The following is a 20,206-nucleotide window of genomic DNA, read 5'->3' on the forward strand; positions in this document are numbered from 1 at the left end:
TCCTATGGACAAACAACAAATTCATGTCCTATTAGTGGAGGATAGCCCCAGTGATGCTCGCTTGCAGCGTCACCGATTTTCACGCTTAAATCCGAACGAATGGCAACTGTATCATGTTGAACGACTCGCTGATGCAATTGAGAGTTGTACTAATCTTCCCATTGATGTGGTTTTGTTAGACCTGAATCTTCCTGATGCTGATGGCTTAGACACCGTTACTGAATTCCGAGAGGCGATTCCCCATCTTCCCATTGTTGTGTTAACGGGAAATAACGACGAAGAATTAGCTCTAGGGGCAATGGCGCATGGAGCGCAAGATTATTTGCTCAAGGATGATATTACGATTCCCCTATTAGTGAAAACAATTCGCTATGGGATTGAACGGGGACAAATTCTCAAAAAACTCCAGGACAGTGAACGACGTTTCCGGGGAATTTTTAATCAAACCTTTCAATCCATGATGTTGCTGACACCAGAAGGATTGATCGTGGATATTAATCAAACGGCATTAAATTCGAGTGGCTATAAATTAGATAATTTGCTAGGTTTACCCCTGTGGCAACTGGATTGTTGGAATCACTGTCAATCTCTACAACAGTGGTTGAAAACGGCGATAAAAAAGGCGGCTGACGGTGATTTGGTTCGCCAGGACATCCAGTTTCGGAAGCGGGAAAGCGTGATGGTTCGCATGGATGTTTCGCTTAAACCGTTAAAAGATGAGGAAGGAAGGGTTGTTTTAATCATTGCCGAAGGGCGAGACATTAATGATTGACACTCGTCTTTCTAACATCTGTAGAGACGTAGCATACTACGTCTCTACTTTGTTGGTGTTCTCGAAAATTCCCTAAAGTGCTGGCAGTTTCAGGCACTAAAGTGCCCACTACAAACCTATAAAATCAAATAAGGCGTGGGCTAGCTCAAGTTTGTGGCACGGTTGAACTGATTCAATACGTCCTTGTTTATCAATGAAAATAGCTTGATTCGTGTCGCTGGCAAATCCTACATTAGGCAGATCAATGGGATTTGCCGCGATCGCGTCTAAATTCTTGGCGTTTAATTTTTCTAAAGCAGGCTTGACAATATCGCCTGTTTGTGCTGCGAAGCCAATTAACTGTTGATGGGTTTGTTTACGCCGTCCGAGTTCTGCCAAAATATCGGGTACAGGTTCTAAAGGTAAGGCAGTCGGAAGCTGGGCTTTGGGTAATTTCTCGGATGCATAATCGGCAGGTTTGACATCAGCTACGGCGGCTGCCATAATTACCAGATCTGCTTCTGGGAAAGACGCTAACATTACCTGAGCCATTTCTGCGGCACTGACGACTGAAACTGCCTGAATATCCGGGGGAATGGGTTCAGTTAGGGGCGCATGAACTAATGTTACGATTGCTCCCCGCTCCTTGGCGGCTTGTGCCAATGCCAGTCCCATTTTACCCGTAGAGGGGTTACCAATGAAGCGCACGGGGTCTAAATGTTCTCTGGTGCCACCGGTACTAATTAAAACCTTTTTCCCGACTAAATCCCGCTTACCACCTGTGTATAACAACGAATGAATGGAAGTAAGAATCTCTCTAGGTTCTGCCAATCGTCCTGCACCGACGCGATCGCACGCCAATCGTCCTGCACCGGGTCCTACGGTATGATACCTAGAATCGCTCAAAACTTCCTGCCAATTCCGCTGTACCGCCTGCTGTTCCCACATATCCGTATTCATTGCTGGGGCAAGGAGTATGGGACAATGGGAGGCGAGAACGGTATTAGTTAATAAATTATCGGCTAAACCGTGAGCTAACTTGCCCAAGGTGTTAGCGGTAAGCGGGGCGATCACGAATAGATCAGCCCATTCGCCCAACTCTATATGAACTGGGCGATCGTGAATTGGCTGCCAAAATAGGCGATCGGTATAAGCCTGATGGCGCGATAGGGTGGAGATTGTCAGGGGTGTGATGAACTCTTCAGCCGCTTGGGTGAGAATAACCCGAACTTGCACCTGAGCCTGAAACAGAGTAGAAATGACCTGACAAACTTTATAGGCGGCGATACCACCGCCTATACCTATCAATACTCGCCTAGACTCATTCACGCTTCATCATAGGCTTCTAGGTCTAGCAAGTAGAGGTAGGGTTCTGCTAACTCTGGACGTTGGAAGGCTAGCGCCCGCAGCAAATGCCAGTCATCTAGTCCCGCAAACGCATTGTCGTAATCGTCTCGTTCTAAACGTCCAGCTAATTCAGTAACATCCTGTTCCGTGAAAGCCGACAAATCACGCTGGGACATGGTTAACGTTGCCATTGCTCACGCCTCTCTTGAATCGGATTAATGTACAATGCGGAGAGCACTATTACCGCCGCGTTTCTATTATCGCCATTCCACAACAGAACTGGGGATTTTTTTTGTGAAGGCTTTGTAAGGTTTTTCGGATTGAATCATGAATCCCAAACCCAAGAATTAACCCTAGAGAAATAAACAACATCTCTAGGGTCAACTTTTGCGATCGGAGCGGCGGGATTTGAACCCACGACCCCCACTACCCCAAAGTGGTGCGCTACCAAGCTGCGCTACGCCCCGCGAAACCTTTCCTAGATTATCATAAGATCTATCATTTTTACAACTTAAAGAGAAACACGTTCTGGCACAAGGATTTGAGGCGCAAGGGTTTAAAGAGAGGGCGTATTTTAAGCAAGCGGGTCGCCCCTACAGGTGTTTTTTCCATTCATAGCCACGTCTGGAACCTTCTCAAAAGACTTTGAGAGACTGAGCCGCTTGCCGCAAACCGGGAACGGCTGAGGCTTGCCAACTCCCCTCACAACGACGTTCCTGGTTCAAAATCAAGCGTAGCGTATAGGCAGACGGATAGCCTTCGACTTCCATCCAAAGCAAGTCACTTTCGGCTTCACAGGTGATTTTCTCCTCATCGACTAACTCATCAGCGATGTCTTCAATAGCTTGAGCTAGCTGTGCTAATAATCGACAAAAATCGTCTAACTCTGCCTGAGTCAGCTCGATTGCCCACTCGTCGGTACCTACCAATCCCTGGTAATGAGTGGCTTGAGGATTCCAACCTAGACGCCAGCCTGATCCAGTTTTGACAATTCGTTCCGTGGTCATTAGTCATTGGTCAGGGTTTGAGGAACATTTATATAACTTAACTTAAATCATGATTACTTCATTGCTGTTCTAACCAATCTCGGATTACCCCAACCAACATGGCTAAGGTTTACATAGAATACACCAGTATTCGAGCGACGCGGATCAACTAATAATTACCTCCCCGACGACTCTCGGATCATCTGAACGGTATGGGGAAATACCCCCACCAAGAGGGCGAAAGCTTCGTCAGGTATTTTGGCAATTGTCTCGCCGTCAAAAAAGCCCTCAAACTGACTCAGAATCTTCTGGGCGCGTTTTGCTGGTGCTGGGTGACCGGTTATTTGTCTAGTCAGTTGCGCCCACTGGCGGCGAATCAAACAAGCTCGTTTTCGCTCATCTGCTGATTCTGGAGTGAGCAACTTCATATCCCCCACAGGTATCACTTGCCGACAATCATGATCAAATATTCCCCCGACGGCGGCACCGGGTCCGGCAAATTCGGCGTGATAGCGTTTATAGATAATTAAACCATTCCGACGACGCGGATCAACAACAAATAACTGATTATCTAACCAAAATTCTTCAGTCATTGATAATTTTGGCTTTTCTGGTGGGACAACTGAACCCGATGTCATTGATGATTTTGGTGGTTCTGGTGGAACACCTGAACCTGATGTCCCTGTGTTTAGAGTTTCTGAGTCAGGGGATAATTTAGGCGAATGATTCACTATCAAGTAATGATTGGAACTCTCCAGACCTGGATTTTTAGGCTGGTTCATTGTCACTAAGGCAGGGGTTTACTCCCGTTTTAACGCAATCGCCGTTGTGCTTATCTACAAACTCCTAATCGCTGCCAATTGAGCCAGGATTGCATCCTCAGTGTCATAGTCCAGCAATTCTGGTGCTGCTTCTGAGGAAACGGTTTCAGGCGGCTGAATTTGTTCCCACTCAATGGTACGCTGAGAGTGCTTCTGCTAAGAGGACTGGTTCTATATAACCCAATTCCTGGCGGATGCGGGTAGAATCGACCACCCAATGCTGTTCTAAATTGTAGGGCAAACTCCAACTGTCTGGCATTAGGGATGGCGACGCAATCACGACTTCACCGTTCTATCCAGCCACTTGCCCAATGCGTCTAATCCGTTGTGCTTCCGTTGGAAATTGTGCCTCTGCTATATTGTAAACCTTACCAGTGGCTCGGTCATCGGTAATCGCCAGTGCGATCGCATCCAGAACCACTTGGGGTATTATTGAATTCTCTACTGCTCTTCCTAAATCATCGTATTTCCTCACGTTTAGAACTGGCTAATCCACAGATTGTTGATTTTTTGAGTTGTTTAGCAATAGTAACTATTTCATCAAAATCCTTATCATACTGTCCCGGATATCCGACTTCAATCACGTCTATTCCTAGGCTTTCGAGTAATTTAGCCCGCCTGATTTTTGGCTGGATGTTCATTTTTACCCCAGGTGTGAGTTCTCCATCTCGCATCGTGGTATCGAAGAGGATGAATTTCAGGGGGTTTTCCGGCTTGGTTAGATTTTTTATGAAAATAGAATAATTATTTTCCAGATCAAAACCCTCGATCCTTAAAAACTATTCCCTGTTCCCTGTTCCTTAAGATAGATTTATAATTAGCATTTAGCACCCATTATCAACTATGCAACTGCTGTGCATCAGCAACGGTCACGGAGAAGATGTCATTGCTGTCCGAATTTTACAGGAACTCAACGCTAACTCAGATGCGCCGGAATTAGCAGCATTGCCGTTAGTGGGTGAAGGTGCAGCCTATAGGCAATTGGATATTCCGATTGTCGGACCGGTGCAAACAATGCCCTCTGGTGGTTTTATCTATATGGAAGGGCGTCACCTGCGGCGGGATGTGCAGAGTGGTTTGCTGCAATTGACATGGGCGCAATTGAAAGCTGTTCGCCGTTGGGCTAAACGGGGAGGGGTTATTTTAGCGGTGGGGGATATTGTACCACTTTTGTTTGCCTGGTTGAGTGACGCCCCCTACGCCTTTGTCGGGACGGCTAAATCGGAGTATTATCTGCGGGATGAAGCGGGATGGTTACCGAATCGTCAGCGCCGGGAAGGATGGTCCGGTTCTGTGTATTTGCCGTGGGAACGTTGGTTGATGAGTCGCAAGCGCTGCAAGGCGGTGTTTCCTAGAGATAAACTAACGACAGAAATTTTGCAAAAATGGTCAATTCCGGCGTTGGATTTAGGGAACCCAATGATGGATGGGATTGAACCGGAACAGCCAGAACCGATATTCTATGAACTTGATGCTGAACGAAAAGAGATGCAGCGTCCTTTGGTGGTTACCTTATTGCCCGGTTCGAGAATGCCAGAGGCATACCAGAATTGGCAGAAAATCGCCCTAGCTGCGAATGGGTTATTAGATGCTTACCAGGAACGATCTGTGGTGTTTCTCGGCGCGATCGCATCGGCTTTAAGTCTTGAACCCCTACAAGAAACCTTGACCGGGTATGGATGGCGTCAGCAGCCTATAGAAGACATCGAGGTGAACCTGAAGTTAAATGACCCAACCGCGATCGCGTTTACCCAAAAGAATGGCACATTGGTACTAACCCAAGAAGATTATAACCTTTGCCTGCTCAAAGCAGACTGCTGCATTGCCATGGCAGGAACCGCAACCGAACAATTTGTCGGATTAGGAAAACCTGCGATCGCGATTCCTGGAACAGGTCCTCAATACACCCCGGCTTTTGCCGAAGCGCAAACGCGACTATTAGGACCATCCTTAATTTTAGTCGAACAACCGGAGCGAGTTGTCCAAGTCCTACAAAAGTTGTTACGAGATCCTGATCGCTTGCAACTGATTGCCGAAAATGGTCCCCGTCGTATGGGTCAATCTGGTGCAGCGCGGCGCATTGCCGATTGTTTGATGGCACGATTTGAGAGATAATTCTAACCTTTGAAAGATGTGAGTTTCAGAGAAACTATTGTATCCCTGAACAGGAGATGCACTAAAAACACGATAAAACTCATGCCCAATCTCGTCGAGACTGCCATCAACGCTGGTTCGTTCAACACCCTAGTCAAGGCGGTTGAGGCTGCCAATTTAGTCGATATCCTCAAGAGTCCTGGTCCCTACACCGTTTTTGCACCTGTCGATGAGGCATTTGCTAAACTGCCAGAGGGAACCTTAGACACTCTATTGCAGGATATTCCCAAACTCAAGAAAATTCTTACCTATCATGTTGTCTCCGGAGATGTCAGAACCGATAACCTGCTAGAGTTACAAGAAGTGCCAACTCTGGAAGGTTCAATATTAGTGATTGATACATCCAGTGGTTATAAAGTGAATCAAGCTATTGTGGTTAAACCAGATATCTTGGCGGATAACGGTGTCATTCATGTGATTGACTCAATCTTGATGCCCGCAATAATGTCCAGTTAATTTTTTTTTGATGTTACGTACTCAGTCACTAATTTGTTAGTTTTAAACCCAAAACTATTCCTCAGTAAAGTTTTGGGTATCCTCTCAATATTTTCAGTTGTTATTAGTGGTGGTAAGCCGCCCTAATCTGCTTTCATTCGCTTACGTTTTGCAGCCAAGAAACCACCCAAGCCAAATAGCCCTAATAATGTGGTAGGTTCTGGTACAGATGCGATATCAGATTCGTCACCAAATTCTTCTGGTGCAGCTGTAGGCGGTTCTTCGGCAACAGGGGGTTCAGGATCAGGAGAGGGTTCAGAAGGTGCTTCTCCAACAGGGGGTTCAGGAGAGGGTTGTTCAGCAACAGGTGGTTCGGCTTCAAAATCAACAGGTAACAAAGCGATCGGTTCAGGTAAAGAGCCAATTGGAGTGATTGAAGTTTCTAAAGATACTAAACCTGGATCTACAGAACCGTCATCAACAATAGACATTGCTGTTTGGGTAAAACCGCCACTTACGCTCAGATTAACATCGCCAGGGAAAAGTACAGAGGCGGTGGTACTACCGTCAAACAGAATCCTACAGGTACTCTCTAGACAGCCTTGGATATCACCATAATTATAGTTACCTGCAACAATTTCATTATCCCGGAAAAAGATATCAAACTCAGATAGCAAATTGTTCTGGGAATCTAGAATAGAACCCTGCAGATTGATAAATGGTAAAAGGAAACTAGGTAGGAGTTCCTCCAAATAGTCCTCAACATGAGTAAGACCAAAAGTTAACTCTTCATCTTCTGCATCAGATAACCGACCATGGGCATTATCGACAATGATTGTACTCTCGAAATCTACCCTTTGTGGCTGATCAATTAGCTTCTGAAACTCTGGTGGTAAGAACCTTGATACAAATGGATCAACCTTTACCTGAAAAGCCACAGATCCAGAAGAGTCTATTTGTGTCAAGCTAGCTGCCTCAGCGGGAGTCATTCCTACCACACCGATAGCCATAAATCCGGCTCCAGCAATTGCCATGGATAACTTGTTCATGTCGATTTTTTAATCTCCTGCTTAGATGTACGTGTTCCTTCTTAATCTATAGGATGTAACAACTTATTTCTGTAAAGTTAAGGTTAGTGCATGTAAAGTTTTGATGAATCTTCAGGTCAATCAAGTTAGTGTTAGTTTAAGTACAGAAAAAGAGCTATTTAGCTCTCTTAAATGCCAGCTAAATTTATAGGATGAAATATTTACTTTTTTTTCTGCTTACGTTTGGCGTTCAACAAACCTCCCCCAGCTAATAAACTTCCTAGTAAAAAGGAGGGTTCTGGAGCAGAGGGTACAGATGGAGGGTCTAGAGGGGTCGCTGTTTGGGTAACATTAAAGATCACATTGGTACTAACCGATGATGAACCCCCCGCAACATTAGTCTTAATGGAACCTGCACCATTGATCAGACAGATACCATTCAGACAAGGTTTAATACGATTATAGTCATAACCACCGATAATAACTTGATCGGTAACCTTACTGTAAGAGATACGAAAACTTGACAGTGGGTTTTCCTGAATGTCCAAAACTTTTCCGTCAATGTTAATAGAATTGAGAGAAAGAAAGTTTAAAAATTTGGAAAATAAACCAGAAAAGACTTTATCCGAATAGTTTTGGGCGTCGCTCAGGGGAAGGGTTAATTCAGTATCACCTGAGTCATGTAATCGACCACTGAGATTATCAATGATGATACTCTGTTCTAAAGTGGCTGTAGCTTGGTTCCCCTTAAACACAATACCCGGAAGAGCGGGTAGTTCACTGCTCAACAGTGAAATCACATCTGATTCCAAAGTGACCGTGCCACTATAATCAAGCCGTGTACAGTTAAGTTGAAGTTGTCTACAGGTATCAAGTGTCACTTGAGCTGCCTCGGCAGGAGCCGCACTAACTGCTCCGAGAGCCATAAATCCGGCTCCGATGATCGCCACGGATAACCTTGTCATATTGATTCTTTTCTATTGTGGATGTACGAGTTCCCTCTTAATCTATGAGATGTTTATACCGGATCAGGTAAAGGAACCGTGAAGTTTATATGAAGTTTTGATGAAGTTTCTGGATCGTTACGTCGTGGGGAGGCGATCGCACAAAAAAAGGAGGGACTTAACTCCCCCCAGATACGATACAAATGTTACGATTTGAGATTAACTATTTTTTCTGCTTGCCCTTGGCGGCAAACATTCCACCAGCCGCCAATAGGCTTCCGAGGATAAAGGAGGGTTCAGGGACTTTTTCCACTTCTACATTAGTCGGTAGCTCAGGATCATAGAGCCCTGTATGAGAGATCATATCCCCCTGCTCAATTAACCCAGATTCGGCGGCGCTGAAGCTATAATGATACGAAGTCTCTCCGTCGTAGTCAATCTTGACGAGTTCAGCCGCCTGTACAGGTTTCCCTTGCAAGAAAACCGACAACAAATTTTTCTGTTGATCGGTTAAACCGTCAAAGATTAGGTCAACGGCATTAAAGTGCCCCGCTAGCCCAACTTCTAGAGATCCCGTCGTATCATTCATGTCAATGTAGGCAATATTTGGATCGCTGAATCGTTGAAATCCGCCCTTATCCCGGAATTCGTTAAAAAGACTCGCTTTATTATTGGGAATTGTGGGTATCAGCATGTTCGCGAACCCTAGCAGTTGATCATCGATGCCATAGAATCCTAAAGCCGCCTCAAACCACTCATTCGCCAAATTCTTGGCTTTATAGCTAGTATTTAGGTCTTCCCCAAACCAATCCGTTGCCGTCAAACTGCTCAGGGTAATGCTTTTGTCCCCAATATCACCCGTTAAGCTAGTAACCGTGTTGTAATTCAAAAATTCATCAAGGGATAGTCGTTCACTATTGGCAAATAATTCAACATTGCCCCCCGGTTCACCTTTTTTACAACTATTGCTGGGAATAAACGCTCCTCCAACCGAGCAACTTCCTTGCAGGACTGTTTCCAAATCTGCATCGTTGTTGAGTTTTGTAAAATCCGTGGTCGCTGTCAGATCTGGATTAGGGACGTATTCGTAGATCAAATAGTCCACTCCCTTCACGCCAGTCACTTTAGGGTTAGTCAGAGATGCCGCCAACGCAGGATTGGTGGCGATCGCACTGACACCCATGGCAACGGATGCCCCGACGAGCAGTTTCTGGATATTAGTTTTCATTGCAGTATCTCCGTGACTTTATAGGTTGAGCCTTCTTTACAGCACATAGACAGGGTTAAGCTTTGGCTAACCCTCTTTTGGCTCTAATAACCTCTGGTCATCCCTTGACAGGCGATGTCTTTAGCCCTTGAGCTTTCATCGCTTGTACACAAATTTCCTTGCCTCTTTTTAAAGTTTACATGAAGTTTCGCCAAAAATCGATAAAGTTTCGATGAAGTTGTAGCCATTTTGTTTTATATATGTTAATAACCATTTAATTAAATATATATAAAATAATCTATCAACCTGTATAACTTTGGTAACATTATGTAAACCAATGGTATGTTTCCACCGAAGTAGGGGTTTGGTTACCAAAGTTATACTGTCATCGAATGGGGTTGACTTAAGATTTTTGGCTCTGGCGTTTGGCGGGTTTGAGGACTGTTTACATAACTTAATATAGTTGGGTTTATTTCCACCAACCTACTGATGCGATCGCATAAATTCGGCGATTCGCTGCACGGCTGTTTCTAAAAAATCAGGTTCCCGCACCAAAGCAAAACGCACATATCCTTCACCAGCCTTGCCAAAACCGGCTCCAGGGGATGCCGCCACTCCGGTTTGCTCAACTAACTGGGTGCAAAATTGGATCGAATTGTGCTCCCAGGGTTCGGGTAATTTTGCCCAGACATACATAGTTGCTTGGGGAAGCGGCACCTGCCAACCGATATGGTGTAAAGCTTGCACAAACGCATCCCGCCGTTTCTGAAACGTAGCCACCATGGTTTGAACACCATCTTGCTTCCCTTGCAACGCCGCGATCGCACCGTTTAAAATTCCTCGGTACTGGTTAAAATCCACCACCGCCTTGATTTGGCGCAACGCCTTAATCAGTTGAGCATTTCCGATCGCATAACCAATGCGAAAGCCGCCCATATTATAGGATTTAGAAAAGGTAAAAAATTCAATCGAGATCTCTTTATGGGGGTCAGCTTGCAGAATTGAGGGTGCTAGGGCATTAAGATTGGCAGGTGCTGTACCGTTTTGGGAAAATACCAAGTCAGCATAAGGGAAATCGTGAACCAGAACCAAGTCATGATGGCGGCAAAAAGCAACCGCTTGCTGGAAAAAGGATAACGGTGCGATCGCGCTTGTGGGATTATGAGGATAGCTCAACACCATCATCCTAGCTTGGGCAAGGACAGAGGCGGGAATCTCTTCAAAAACAGGTAAAAACTGATTTTCTGCCAACAGAGGCATAGGATAGATTTGACCCCCCGCCAAGTAAACCCCACCCGCATGAGACGGATAACCTGGATCAAGCAATAAGGCAAAATCACCGGGGTTGAGAATCGCTAAGGGTAAATGCGCTGTTCCTTCTTGGGAACCAATCAGAGGCAGAACCTCCGTTTCTGGGTTCACTGGAATACCAAATCGTTGGCTATACCAATTCGCTACAGCCTGACGAAACCCTTGCGTACCATGAAACAGTAAGTAACCATGAGTGCTAGGGTCATGTAGCGAGGTTTCAATAGCAGCAACGACATGATCAGATGCCGATAAATCAGAAGACCCTAAGGATAGGTCAATAATATCTTGACCCAAGGCTTTAGCTTTTGCCTTCGCCTGATCCATATCGGCAAACACATTGGCTTGCAGGGGTTGTAAACGTTGAGCAAACTGCATGGTTTAGTTAGTTGACTTGGGGAAGCCGAGGTGTAGGGGCACGTTTGATAGATAACATTTTGCCACAAACCAATAACTGGACTAAACCCGCCCTTCAATAATTCGTTAGAGAATAGGGAATTTAAAATCCTAATTTGTAATTCAGACGGGGCGGGTTTAGTGACATTTTGGCGGCAAAAAATGATAATGGTGAAACCCGCCCCTACCCCCTTCAAGACTCAAAACTCTTGTCGATCATTTCTTGCAACTTTTGCTTACCAATAGCACCTTCGTAGGATTGGGTAACCTCTCCATTTTTAAAGAGTAAGAGTGCGGGGACTCCTTCAACGTGATACTGTTTCACAGTAATGGGATTTGGATCAACTTCCATCTTAGTCACTTTCAGGCGATCGCTATAATTCTCCGCAATCCAACTTACCGAGGGCGAGACGAGGCGGCAAGGGCCACACCAACTTGCCCACAGATAAACTAGCACTGGCTTGTCGGCTTTTAAAACTTCGGTTTCAAATTCCTGATCGGTAATCTCAAGTACTTTGCTCACAACACCCTCCATAAACACAAATGACTACTTTATTATGTAGAGACGTTGCATGCAACGTCCCTACACGAGTCGGTAGTCTACCCAGATCTGGGGTAGCCGCGATCGGGCTGATCGACGGCTGATGCTTACAAATTGTCGATTTGCTTTCGCAGTTGTTCCAATTCGTCGTCAACTTCTGATTTTGGAGCAGTACCCGAGTCGGTTTTGGGCTCTGATGCACCTTCTAAAACTGGCTGGGAGACGGAGCCTCCGGCTAACTGGGCTTTCATTGCTGTCAACTCATCATCAACATCACTGCCCGATTCGAGGGCGGCAAATTGATTTTCTAAGTCAGCACCACCCAACTCATGAGCCGCTTGGGAACGGGCTTCAAGTTCCAGCACTTTGTCTTCCATCCGCTCAAATGCCCCCATCGCTGAGCTAGTTCCCAAACGACCAATGGTACTTTGTAACTGCTCATTTGCCTGAGCAGCACTCACCCGTGCCTTGAGCATATCTTTCTTGGTCTTCGCCTCAGAAATTTTGCTTTCCAAGGCAATTAGGTTACGCTTGAGGGTTTGTACTTGAACTGTTTGCTGATCTAGCTGACCTTTTAGTACATTGGCTGTCTCAGCGACTGTTTTCTTGCGCTGGAGTGCTTCCCGGGCTAGGTTTTCATCCCCTTTTTGCAGGGCAAGTTGGGCACGTTGCTGCCAGGTATTGGCTTCGGATTGGTTTTTATTGTATTGTTGCTCGGTACGTTTTTGCGTAGCAATTGATCGGGCAACGGCTTGGCGCAGTTGTAACAGATCTTCTTGCATGTCAATAATGGCTTGCTCCAGAATTTTTTCTGGGTCTTCAGCCTTGCTAACCATATCATTGAGATTAGCTCTGACAACTCGGCTCAGGCGATCAAATAGTCCCATGACGCTGTTTATCCTCTCGGAATGTACAAACTAAGTATCAAGCAGGCTCTACGGTTGGGAATCTGCTTAGGGGTCAACTTTATGGAATAGAGGCTCTCCTGCCTTTTGGAGAAAGCACTGCGTTAATGGAATCGAAACACTCATAACCAATGGTATTCAGACAGGAGGCTTTTCATCTAGTGTAAAAACTTCCAGCCCAATATTGCTAGCTCTTGACATCCTCACCGCACTTTTAGGGCGGTGATTCCTCACCACGCCGCCTAAAAAGGTTGTTGACGCGCCAATTAGGATTTATCCAGATCCCAACGCAGTTTTTCCAATTCTGCCTCAATCTCCGCACTGCTACCCGATGGGGCTTGAGAGGAGGGTAATTTTGCTGATTCCGTTGTGCCACCTAGGTTGGCTTTCATCGAAGCTAATTCCATATCCACATTGCCACTTTCTAGGGAATTAAATTTCTTTTCTAGTTCATCGCCACTAGAGAGTTCTGCGATCGCCTCTGATCGCGCTTCTAGTTCATGTACTCTGTCTTCCATGCGCTCAAAGGCACTCAGGCTACCGCCTGTGTTGTGATTTCCCAGCATCTGGTTAATTCTCTCTGAGGCTTGAGCCGAACGCGCTCTGGCAATATAAAGGTCTTTTTTCGTTTTTGCCTCCGAGATTTTACGCTCTAGAGTCAGCATATCTTTTTTAAGTTTATTGACAATCTCGCGTTGCTGCCCCAGTTGTGCTTGTAGAGCTTGAGCCGTTTGCTGATGAGTTTGTCGTCGAGTTAGGGCTTCTCGTGCCAAATTATCGTCCCCTTTTGACAGTGCCAGTTGAGCGCGTTTGTACCATTCTTGTGCCGTCGATTCAGCTTGGGAGGCTTGGCGTTCTGTACGTTTTTGGGACGCGATCGCTTGGGCGACAGCCTGCCGCATCTGGATTAAATCCTGCTGCATATCGTCTACAGCTTGTTCCAGAATTTTCTCTGGATCTTCGGCTTGTCCAATCAGGCTATTTAGGTTGGCGCGAATCACTCGCCCGATGCGCTCAATCAATCCCATAGCAGCTCTCCATTGTGGTTAGGGGTAGGGAAAACTTTATCACTATGGTATCTCAGGCTTGTTGGTCTTATGTCTTATGTCATTCTCTATTGCCAATGCGCTCCATCAATTCCCTAGCCGATCTCCATTGTCATTTGTCTGTTGTCATTCCCTGTTCCCTGTTAAGAGTTCCCCAGTTACTAAGGGTTATAAATCGATGCAGAAAGTCCCTGTTGCTTAAGTTCCTCGACCAGGGTTTTGGCTTCTGACTCCCGTTTAAAAGCGCCCATAGCAATTCTTGTCCCTGCGGGTACATTCACCACGTAGGCGTCAGGGACGATAGTTTGGGCTTTCTCCAACACGCTACTATCGTTGGAGTTAATCAGCACGTAGTAAAAACCCTTACTCAGGTTTGAGTTGGCGTTGTTTGAATTCGGTGCAGCCGAAGTCGGGGTTGATGGAGTTGGTGTGGATTTATTCGCCTGTTCTGAAGACTTGTTAGTCGATGATTCAGGTTGAGCGGGTGAAGAATTTGGTGTCACCGATGGCGTAGTCGTCTGAGGGGCGGTTCTTAGTGGGGTAGGAGGGGGTAAAAGGGCGGCTGGTAAATTTGAAGCCGGATTCGGTAACTGGGGTAAAGGAAATACTGAAGCCGTCGGTGGAGCCGCTTCTGGGGGAGGTGAATTGGGGATGGGGGCGATGGGTGAAATTGGATTGGGTGTTGGACTAGCTTGGAGTTCACTGAGGTTGTATATATTAATAGATTCTGAGAATTCATCACTGGCGAGATTAGGTCTATTTACGCCGAGTAATTCATTTTCCCGGTTAACGGTTGTCGCTGCGGAATTCTCAGCCGTCGTGGGTGTCTCAGTCTCCAAGAAACGGTCAATTCCTAGGCTAGTCCGAAAAATATAGGTCAATGTAGCACTAGAAACCAGCAATAGTAAAATCGAACCGACACCGAGGGGAGTGAGGATTCTATTCGTTAAGGGTTTTTGAGAATCCTTCGTTGTTTCTTGTTCGGCTAAAGTTTGCCGTAGTTTTTCTGATGATTCTAAATAGTCTTCTGGCTGAGACTGCTCGGTTGTCGGGACGACTAATTTTCCCTGCCTTTCTAGGGATTCCTCTAGGTTTGGGAAGTCAGTAGGGGTTGGCTCCTGAGTCGTCGCCAAGGGCGCTTCCTGGCTAGGTAGGGGGGGAAACAGGGGGGGAGTGGGTTCAGTCTCTGTGGATTCCCTCTTTTCTGGTTTTGGAGAACCCCCCGTTGGAGCGGATTGCTGATTTATGTCTACGGGAGGACTCGGCGGAGCGGCTGGGGCGATAGAAATAGGAGATGCTGTTGTTGGCTCAAGCTGATTTACTGCGGGTTTGTGTCGGGGGTAATGTCCCGGTAGTTGGAGAGATGTGACAGAACGTCCCTGACTTTGGCGTCGATAGCGGGCTAATTCGGCTTCGAGTTGCACGTCTAGGCTTCCTAAAGCCGTCTGCAAAGCAGGGTTAATCGACAGGGGGGAGGAAGGAGTTGATGATTTAGCTGGGGTTTTCTGGCTCATGAAGGGAACTTCCGTTTAATCCGACTGGCTTGAGTGAGGCACTATCTGGGTGAGGACGAATGCAATAGCTCAGGATACTGTTGGTTTAGGATAGCTGTATAGGCACGCATAAATACTCATGCTGAAATCTCTTAATCATATAGTAACGGCGCTGGAAAATCAGTCATTTTGGCAAGGTCAACAGCAGTTTCAGTTGATCCGCGACTGTTGGGCTGAAGTTGTGGGTGAAGATAGGGCGCAGCAGACAAGACCCCATTCCCTATCCCGGAATATTCTATATGTTGCCACGTCAAGTTCGGTTTGGACTCAAGAGCTGAGTTTAAATTGCCGTTCTATCTTGAAACAGCTTAATGGTCGATTGTCAACCCCCATAGAGAATATCCGCTTTTCGACAACGTGGTGGTATCAACACCAAACCTTACCCCAGACTGAGGAATCGGAACATCCTAGCCTTGTGGCTGAACTGGAGGTTTCATCTCCTGCTGATCCGCCTATTGAACAGCCTACACCCCAAACCACATTTGAACAGTGGGCGGCAAAAATTCAGGCGCGATCGCAGCATTTGCCCCTTTGTCCTCAATGTCATTGTCCCACACCCCTAGGAGAACTCAAACGCTGGCAAGTTTGTGGACTATGTGCGACCAAGCAGTGGCAAGGTTAGCTGTCCTGCTTATGAATGGTTTCCCGTCAGATCGGTTTAACTTATCATTCTCGTTTTTATTTCCCGATGAAATTTCGTATCTAACTATACATTGGCTTTCACTGTGGACTTGATCCCCATGATGTTTCACCAAAAATTCACCAAGTTTTTGACCAAGCTTAACCGATTGTTTAGTTTCTTTACGAAAATGTGTGCATATATAAAGCAATTATAAAGAAATCATAAAATATTAATACTTTTAGTAAAAAATAATGGAAATTTGAAAAGTATAGACAGCTAATTAAAAGTTCATTTTTAATTACTCCAATGAAGACATTCAAATGCTCAACGTCCGCTTGTCAGTTTTGTCGCTATTACCAACTTGAAGGACGGCGCGGCGGTACGTGTCAGCAACTTGGCGTACCCGTTAAAGCCAATTGGAAAGCTTGTTCTTTAGCCCTCCCACCCTTTGCTCCCTCCTGGGAAAGTTTTGAGCAAATATGGCTTGATGATCAACACATGTTGAGAGAAGAGTTAGCTGTAACTTGCTCACGGAGCCAGTTACAGCCGACACACCAGGTAAAAGTTCCGGCATCAACGCCTGAAAAATTGACAACTCAAGTTGCTCTGGTGTGACTTCCCGTTTATAAAGCTCGGCTAGAAGGGCAGTTAATTACAGGTTACTTACAGCCTGCATCAATTTAACGCATTCATATAGTGAATGCATCAACCTTGCCCTTGAGTTTTATCGTTTTAGTGGATTCCTATTTAATTAATCTTTGATAACCCAATCTTAATCTTTGAGAAAATTTATGTAGGGGCGGGTTTCACCGTTATCGTTTCTGACCTCACAAGGGATATGACTAAACCCGCCTTTGTGTAGGGGCGGGTTTCACCATTATCGTTTCTGACCTCACCAGGGATGCGAGTAAACCCGCCTTTGTGTAGGGGCGGGTTTCACCATTATCGTTTCTGACCTCACCAGGGATGCGAGTAAACCCGCCCCGACCAAGTCAAAGACCTAACGAACAGTGTCAAACTACGGTAACCAAGGATATTGACGGAAATCAGGAGGGCGCTTTTCCAGGAACGCTTGTTTCCCTTCTGCCCCCTCCTCAGTCATGTAATAAAGTAACGTGGCATTTCCAGCCAGTTCTTGTAAGCCAGCTTGACCATCACAGTCAGCGTTAAACGCCGCTTTTAAGCAACGGATAGCAATGGGGCTTTTTTGTAAAATTTCTCTTGCCCACTGAACCCCCTCCGCTTCCAACTGGTCTACGGGGACAACAGTGTTCACCAAACCCATATCTAGCGCTTCTTGTGCCGTATACTGGCGACAGAGGAACCAAATTTCCCGGGCTTTCTTCTGACCCACGATTCGGGCGAGATAGCTAGCGCCAAATCCCCCATCAAAGCTACCGACTTTGGGACCGGTTTGACCAAAGATGGCATTATCTGCGGCAATGGTTAGGTCACAGATAACATGCAAGACATGACCGCCGCCAATGGCATAACCTGCTACTAGAGCAATCATCACTTTTGGCATAGAACGAATCAGGCGTTGTAAGTCCAAGACATTTAAGCGAGGAACGCCATCATCGCCAACGTATCCCGCCTTATCCCGGACACTTTGATCCCCTCCAGAACAGAAGGCATATTTACCATCCGTGTGAGGACCCGCCCCGGTTAATAAAACAACACCAATTCTCTGGTCTTCGCGGGCATTACAAAAGGCATCGTAGAGTTCAAAGACAGTTTTAGGGCGGAAGGCGTTGCGCTTGTGGGGGCGATTAATAGTAATTTTGGCGATACCGTCTGCTTTGTGATAAAGAATATCCTCGTATGTTTTGGCGGTTTGCCAGTCAATTGACATATCAGTATTTTCCCTTGGTTATAAAGACTCCAAGTACAACTTTGAGCTTGACATTCCCTATCCTAAGACCCAATGGCACTAAAAATTTGCCGTTTTGGAGCGCCAAAACCCTTGATATACCGTAGGGTGGGCATTGCCCACCCTACCTAACTGGGCATTTCCGCATGGGGTGGAAAGCCATGCTGGATTCTGCCAATATCAGCATCGTATTTCTTCGAGGTTTTGAACAGTTCAAAGCGTCCATCCGCCGCATAAACGGCACATTTATCGCGTAGCGCCTGCATCTGTTCGGGATTCATCGGCTGAAAACCCCGGGCAATGGCTAAGTTTTGACGCAATACGTCTAGTGACGGAATACCGCTAACGGTGGTGGCGACAGGTAGACTCATCACATAACCCAGCGCTTCCTCAACCGTGAGAATCCCGTTTTTTATCGCTTGACCATTACCGCTTAAGCTTTTCATCCCGATGGGCGCAATACCGCGCCGATTCAGTTCCGGTAATACCTGCTGTTCAAAACTGCTAAACGTGGCGTCGAAACAGTTAAGCGGTAACTGGCAAGTGTCGAAGGGGAAATCGTAAGCCAGCATCTTCAGGTGAATCGCTGGGTTTTTATGACCCGTGAAGCCAACAAAACGCACTTTACCCTCACGCTTTGCCCGTTCTATGGCTTCAATGACCCCATTTTGGCGGAAAATTAGCTCTGGGTCGTTATCGTAAACGACTTCATGAATTTGCCACAAGTCTAGATAATCGGTTTTTAGTCGCCGCAGTGATTCTTCTAATTGTTGCATCGCCACACTCGCATCGCGTCCATGGGTGCAGACTTTAGTCATCAGAAAAACTTGATCACGCCGCCCAACCAGGGCTTTGCCCATCAATTCTTCGCTGCGATGGTTATTATATTCCCAGGCATTATCCATAAACGTGATTCCCGCGTCAACGGCTTCTTGGACAATGCGTGTTGCTTCCTCCTGACTCGACGCATTACCCAAATGAGCGCCACCTAAGCCAATGGCTGAGACATCTACGCCAGTGCGCCCCAAGGGACGACGGGGGATTTCTCCAGGGTTGAGGGTTGTCATACTATTTATATCTCCTGCAAGGGGCGTTTTTTGGAGCGGTGCGGCTGCAACTGGTTGGTTGATGGGTTGCAAAATTAAGTCAGATAGGGCGATTCCTGCACCGAGGACACCACATCGTTTGAGAAACTGTCTGCGCTTGGGGTTGAGTGGGGAGTTATCACTGGCGGCTTTGTCGTAATCGGTCATCAACTTTTATCCGTTCACCATACTTTTAGTATGTTCAAAGACTCAGTTTTGCTCAACGACTGGCAGGTTATTGCGGCGGCTGATAATGTTACTGCGGGTACGGTGCAGTCTATCCGGTTGCTGGAACATGATTTAGTGATGTGGCATGATGGTGAAGATTTCGCGGTGGCGCAAGATCAGTGTCCGCACCGAGGGGCTGCTTTATCACCAGGAGTTGTTCGCTCAGGGAATTTGATCTGTCCTTATCACGGCTTGGCGTATAACCGCCAGGGAAACTGCATTCGCATTCCTGCTCATCCTCACCTGACACCACCAGCCAGCGCTAGTTTGAGGACTTATCCGATTGTTAAACGTTACGGCTTAATTTGGACATCTCTGGGTCAGCCAAAGGAAACAGTTCCTTGTTTCCCGGAGTGGGATGACCCTAGTTATCGTAAAATTCTCTGTGGTGCGTATTATTATCGCGCTAGCGCTTTTCGCGCCTTGGAAAATTTTCTGGATTTGGCTCATTTTCCCTTTGTCCATGAAGGATTACTGGGAGACGTGTGTCAAAGTGCGATCGCGGACTATCACGTCCAATCTACCCCAGATGAAATTATGATTAATAATATCCGCGTTTGGCAACCTGACCCCGATGGTACGGGTGAAGGCGGCTACGTAACCTATACTTATCGAATTTTGCGTCCGCTAACGGCTCATTTTATCAAAGAATCGACTCAAGGGAACTTGGCTATTTTTTTTACCGTCACGCCAGTCACGGAAACCGAATGTCTGGGCTGGATGGGGTTAGCGATGAATTATGCGTTTGATGTTCCTGAAGCTAAATTAAAAGCGTTTCAAGATCAAGTTGTGGCTCAAGATATTCCCATTGTTGAGTCACAACGTCCTCAATTATTGCCTTTAGATGTACAACGGGAGTGTCATTTCCCCAGTGATAAAGCCTCCCTAGCTTACCGTCGCTGGCTAAAACAAAAGAGGGTGACATTTGGCACGATATAAAGTAATACGTCCGTAGGGGCGGGTTTAGGGACAATTGTAG

General features: G+C 46.3%; 23 protein-coding genes and 1 tRNA gene. 6 read left to right on the forward strand and 18 right to left on the reverse strand.

The genetic code is table 11. The features are described from left to right. Window positions 1-4: 4 nt before the first annotated feature. A complete protein-coding gene (locus tag RIM23_RS00785) occupies window positions 5-772 on the forward strand; it encodes a response regulator (protein WP_446363598.1) in 768 nt (255 codons plus the stop codon). Window positions 773-880: 108 nt separating this feature from the next. On the opposite strand, the gene coaBC is transcribed toward RIM23_RS00785, so the two are convergent. The 8 genes from coaBC to RIM23_RS00825 form a co-directional block, all read right to left on the reverse strand. After that, entirely contained in the window at window positions 881-2,080 is a 1,200-nt protein-coding gene (gene coaBC / locus RIM23_RS00790) for a bifunctional phosphopantothenoylcysteine decarboxylase/phosphopantothenate--cysteine ligase CoaBC (RefSeq protein ID WP_446363600.1), read from the reverse strand. After that, the gene (gene isiD, locus RIM23_RS00795; protein ID WP_446335130.1) at window positions 2,077-2,289 is read right to left on the reverse strand and encodes a protein IsiD; all 213 of its coding nucleotides are present in this window, start codon (window positions 2,287-2,289) and stop codon (window positions 2,077-2,079) included. Before isiD ends, coaBC begins: the two co-directional genes overlap by 4 nt. Before the next feature lie 202 nt (window positions 2,290-2,491). Continuing rightward, a tRNA-Pro gene (locus RIM23_RS00800) sits at window positions 2,492-2,565 on the reverse strand. A 168-nt stretch (window positions 2,566-2,733) separates the two neighbouring features. Next, the gene (locus RIM23_RS00805; RefSeq protein WP_446363602.1) at window positions 2,734-3,105 is read right to left on the reverse strand and encodes a DUF1818 family protein; all 372 of its coding nucleotides are present in this window, start codon (window positions 3,103-3,105) and stop codon (window positions 2,734-2,736) included. Window positions 3,106-3,260: 155 nt separating this feature from the next. After that, window positions 3,261-3,677 carry a hypothetical protein gene (locus RIM23_RS00810; RefSeq protein ID WP_446363688.1) on the reverse strand — a complete coding sequence of 139 codons (417 nt, stop codon included), beginning with the start codon at window positions 3,675-3,677 and terminating at the stop codon, window positions 3,261-3,263. A gap of 358 nt (window positions 3,678-4,035) precedes the next feature. Continuing rightward, on the reverse strand, window positions 4,036-4,185 hold the full coding sequence (locus RIM23_RS00815; RefSeq protein WP_446363604.1) for a hypothetical protein: 150 nt from the start codon (window positions 4,183-4,185) through the stop codon (window positions 4,036-4,038). A 12-nt stretch (window positions 4,186-4,197) separates the two neighbouring features. Then, the gene (locus RIM23_RS00820; protein ID WP_446363606.1) at window positions 4,198-4,380 is read right to left on the reverse strand and encodes a hypothetical protein; all 183 of its coding nucleotides are present in this window, start codon (window positions 4,378-4,380) and stop codon (window positions 4,198-4,200) included. Further along, complete coding sequence (locus RIM23_RS00825; RefSeq protein ID WP_446363608.1) at window positions 4,364-4,579, reverse strand: hypothetical protein; 216 nt, start codon at window positions 4,577-4,579, stop codon at window positions 4,364-4,366. The genes RIM23_RS00820 and RIM23_RS00825 overlap by 17 nt, the downstream gene beginning before the upstream one ends. A 169-nt stretch (window positions 4,580-4,748) precedes the next feature. On the opposite strand from RIM23_RS00825, the gene RIM23_RS00830 reads away from it, so the two are divergent. Both RIM23_RS00830 and RIM23_RS00835 read left to right on the forward strand, forming a co-directional pair. Next, the gene (locus tag RIM23_RS00830) at window positions 4,749-6,020 is read left to right on the forward strand and encodes a lipid-A-disaccharide synthase-related protein (protein ID WP_446363610.1); all 1,272 of its coding nucleotides are present in this window, start codon (window positions 4,749-4,751) and stop codon (window positions 6,018-6,020) included. Between the two features lie 81 nt (window positions 6,021-6,101). Beyond that, window positions 6,102-6,515: a fasciclin domain-containing protein gene (locus RIM23_RS00835; protein ID WP_446363612.1), complete on the forward strand. Its 414-nt coding sequence runs from the start codon at window positions 6,102-6,104 to the stop codon at window positions 6,513-6,515. A 122-nt stretch (window positions 6,516-6,637) separates the two neighbouring features. Here RIM23_RS00835 and RIM23_RS00840 read toward each other — a convergent pair whose 3' ends face one another. The 8 genes from RIM23_RS00840 to RIM23_RS00875 form a co-directional block, all read right to left on the reverse strand. Further along, complete coding sequence (locus tag RIM23_RS00840) at window positions 6,638-7,543, reverse strand: PEP-CTERM sorting domain-containing protein (protein ID WP_446363614.1); 906 nt, start codon at window positions 7,541-7,543, stop codon at window positions 6,638-6,640. A 200-nt stretch (window positions 7,544-7,743) separates the two neighbouring features. After that, window positions 7,744-8,487, reverse strand: coding sequence for a PEP-CTERM sorting domain-containing protein (locus RIM23_RS00845; RefSeq protein WP_446363616.1), 744 nt, complete (start codon window positions 8,485-8,487; stop codon window positions 7,744-7,746). Between the two features lie 202 nt (window positions 8,488-8,689). Beyond that, on the reverse strand, window positions 8,690-9,694 hold the full coding sequence (locus RIM23_RS00850) for an NF038130 family PEP-CTERM protein (RefSeq protein ID WP_446363618.1): 1,005 nt from the start codon (window positions 9,692-9,694) through the stop codon (window positions 8,690-8,692). 462 nt (window positions 9,695-10,156) lie between these two features. After that, window positions 10,157-11,359, reverse strand: coding sequence for an LL-diaminopimelate aminotransferase (locus RIM23_RS00855; RefSeq protein WP_446363620.1), 1,203 nt, complete (start codon window positions 11,357-11,359; stop codon window positions 10,157-10,159). A 211-nt stretch (window positions 11,360-11,570) separates the two neighbouring features. After that, window positions 11,571-11,900 (reverse strand): thioredoxin, encoded by a 330-nt coding sequence (gene trxA, locus RIM23_RS00860; RefSeq protein WP_446363622.1) that lies wholly within the window; start codon window positions 11,898-11,900, stop codon window positions 11,571-11,573. 125 nt (window positions 11,901-12,025) lie between these two features. Beyond that, window positions 12,026-12,805 (reverse strand): PspA/IM30 family protein, encoded by a 780-nt coding sequence (locus tag RIM23_RS00865; protein ID WP_446363624.1) that lies wholly within the window; start codon window positions 12,803-12,805, stop codon window positions 12,026-12,028. A 284-nt stretch (window positions 12,806-13,089) separates the two neighbouring features. Then, window positions 13,090-13,851 carry a PspA/IM30 family protein gene (locus tag RIM23_RS00870; protein ID WP_446363626.1) on the reverse strand — a complete coding sequence of 254 codons (762 nt, stop codon included), beginning with the start codon at window positions 13,849-13,851 and terminating at the stop codon, window positions 13,090-13,092. A 179-nt stretch (window positions 13,852-14,030) separates the two neighbouring features. Next, window positions 14,031-15,383: a hypothetical protein gene (locus tag RIM23_RS00875; protein WP_446363628.1), complete on the reverse strand. Its 1,353-nt coding sequence runs from the start codon at window positions 15,381-15,383 to the stop codon at window positions 14,031-14,033. Between the two features lie 118 nt (window positions 15,384-15,501). On the opposite strand from RIM23_RS00875, the gene RIM23_RS00880 reads away from it, so the two are divergent. Both RIM23_RS00880 and RIM23_RS00885 read left to right on the forward strand, forming a co-directional pair. Then, complete coding sequence (locus RIM23_RS00880) at window positions 15,502-16,044, forward strand: DUF721 domain-containing protein (protein WP_446363630.1); 543 nt, start codon at window positions 15,502-15,504, stop codon at window positions 16,042-16,044. A gap of 306 nt (window positions 16,045-16,350) precedes the next feature. Next, window positions 16,351-16,659, forward strand: a complete 309-nt coding sequence (locus RIM23_RS00885) for a hypothetical protein (RefSeq protein ID WP_446363632.1) — start codon at window positions 16,351-16,353, stop codon at window positions 16,657-16,659. Between the two features lie 403 nt (window positions 16,660-17,062). Here RIM23_RS00885 and menB read toward each other — a convergent pair whose 3' ends face one another. Further along, window positions 17,063-17,896 carry a 1,4-dihydroxy-2-naphthoyl-CoA synthase gene (gene menB, locus RIM23_RS00890; RefSeq protein ID WP_446363634.1) on the reverse strand — a complete coding sequence of 278 codons (834 nt, stop codon included), beginning with the start codon at window positions 17,894-17,896 and terminating at the stop codon, window positions 17,063-17,065. Window positions 17,897-18,042: 146 nt separating this feature from the next. Continuing rightward, window positions 18,043-19,167, reverse strand: a complete 1,125-nt coding sequence (locus RIM23_RS00895; RefSeq protein ID WP_446363636.1) for an aldo/keto reductase — start codon at window positions 19,165-19,167, stop codon at window positions 18,043-18,045. A 30-nt stretch (window positions 19,168-19,197) separates the two neighbouring features. Here RIM23_RS00895 and RIM23_RS00900 point away from each other — a divergent pair, with 30 nt between their 5' ends. Continuing rightward, window positions 19,198-20,166 carry a Rieske 2Fe-2S domain-containing protein gene (locus tag RIM23_RS00900; RefSeq protein ID WP_446363638.1) on the forward strand — a complete coding sequence of 323 codons (969 nt, stop codon included), beginning with the start codon at window positions 19,198-19,200 and terminating at the stop codon, window positions 20,164-20,166. Window positions 20,167-20,206: the final 40 nt, after the last annotated feature.

This window comes from Coleofasciculus sp. G3-WIS-01, assembly GCF_040223135.1.
In the GTDB taxonomy this organism is placed as follows: Bacteria; Cyanobacteriota; Cyanobacteriia; order Cyanobacteriales; family Coleofasciculaceae; genus Coleofasciculus.

Excerpts from the sequence above, each read along its gene's own strand:
- RIM23_RS00785 (WP_446363598.1), top strand. The coding sequence starts at position 5 with ATGGACAAACAACAAATTCATGTCCTATTAGTGGAGGATAGCCCCAGT.
- isiD (WP_446335130.1), bottom strand. The coding sequence starts at position 2,289 with ATGGCAACGTTAACCATGTCCCAGCGTGATTTGTCGGCTTTCACGGAA.
- RIM23_RS00805 (WP_446363602.1), bottom strand. The coding sequence starts at position 3,105 with ATGACCACGGAACGAATTGTCAAAACTGGATCAGGCTGGCGTCTAGGT.
- RIM23_RS00810 (WP_446363688.1), bottom strand. The coding sequence starts at position 3,677 with ATGACTGAAGAATTTTGGTTAGATAATCAGTTATTTGTTGTTGATCCG.
- RIM23_RS00825 (WP_446363608.1), bottom strand. The coding sequence starts at position 4,579 with ATGCGAGATGGAGAACTCACACCTGGGGTAAAAATGAACATCCAGCCA.
- RIM23_RS00830 (WP_446363610.1), top strand. The coding sequence starts at position 4,749 with ATGCAACTGCTGTGCATCAGCAACGGTCACGGAGAAGATGTCATTGCT.
- RIM23_RS00835 (WP_446363612.1), top strand. The coding sequence starts at position 6,102 with ATGCCCAATCTCGTCGAGACTGCCATCAACGCTGGTTCGTTCAACACC.
- RIM23_RS00840 (WP_446363614.1), bottom strand. The coding sequence starts at position 7,543 with ATGAACAAGTTATCCATGGCAATTGCTGGAGCCGGATTTATGGCTATC.
- RIM23_RS00845 (WP_446363616.1), bottom strand. The coding sequence starts at position 8,487 with ATGACAAGGTTATCCGTGGCGATCATCGGAGCCGGATTTATGGCTCTC.
- RIM23_RS00850 (WP_446363618.1), bottom strand. The coding sequence starts at position 9,694 with ATGAAAACTAATATCCAGAAACTGCTCGTCGGGGCATCCGTTGCCATG.
- RIM23_RS00855 (WP_446363620.1), bottom strand. The coding sequence starts at position 11,359 with ATGCAGTTTGCTCAACGTTTACAACCCCTGCAAGCCAATGTGTTTGCC.
- RIM23_RS00865 (WP_446363624.1), bottom strand. The coding sequence starts at position 12,805 with ATGGGACTATTTGATCGCCTGAGCCGAGTTGTCAGAGCTAATCTCAAT.
- RIM23_RS00870 (WP_446363626.1), bottom strand. The coding sequence starts at position 13,851 with ATGGGATTGATTGAGCGCATCGGGCGAGTGATTCGCGCCAACCTAAAT.
- RIM23_RS00875 (WP_446363628.1), bottom strand. The coding sequence starts at position 15,383 with ATGAGCCAGAAAACCCCAGCTAAATCATCAACTCCTTCCTCCCCCCTG.
- RIM23_RS00880 (WP_446363630.1), top strand. The coding sequence starts at position 15,502 with ATGCTGAAATCTCTTAATCATATAGTAACGGCGCTGGAAAATCAGTCA.
- RIM23_RS00885 (WP_446363632.1), top strand. The coding sequence starts at position 16,351 with ATGAAGACATTCAAATGCTCAACGTCCGCTTGTCAGTTTTGTCGCTAT.
- menB (WP_446363634.1), bottom strand. The coding sequence starts at position 17,896 with ATGTCAATTGACTGGCAAACCGCCAAAACATACGAGGATATTCTTTAT.
- RIM23_RS00895 (WP_446363636.1), bottom strand. The coding sequence starts at position 19,167 with ATGACCGATTACGACAAAGCCGCCAGTGATAACTCCCCACTCAACCCC.
- RIM23_RS00900 (WP_446363638.1), top strand. The coding sequence starts at position 19,198 with ATGTTCAAAGACTCAGTTTTGCTCAACGACTGGCAGGTTATTGCGGCG.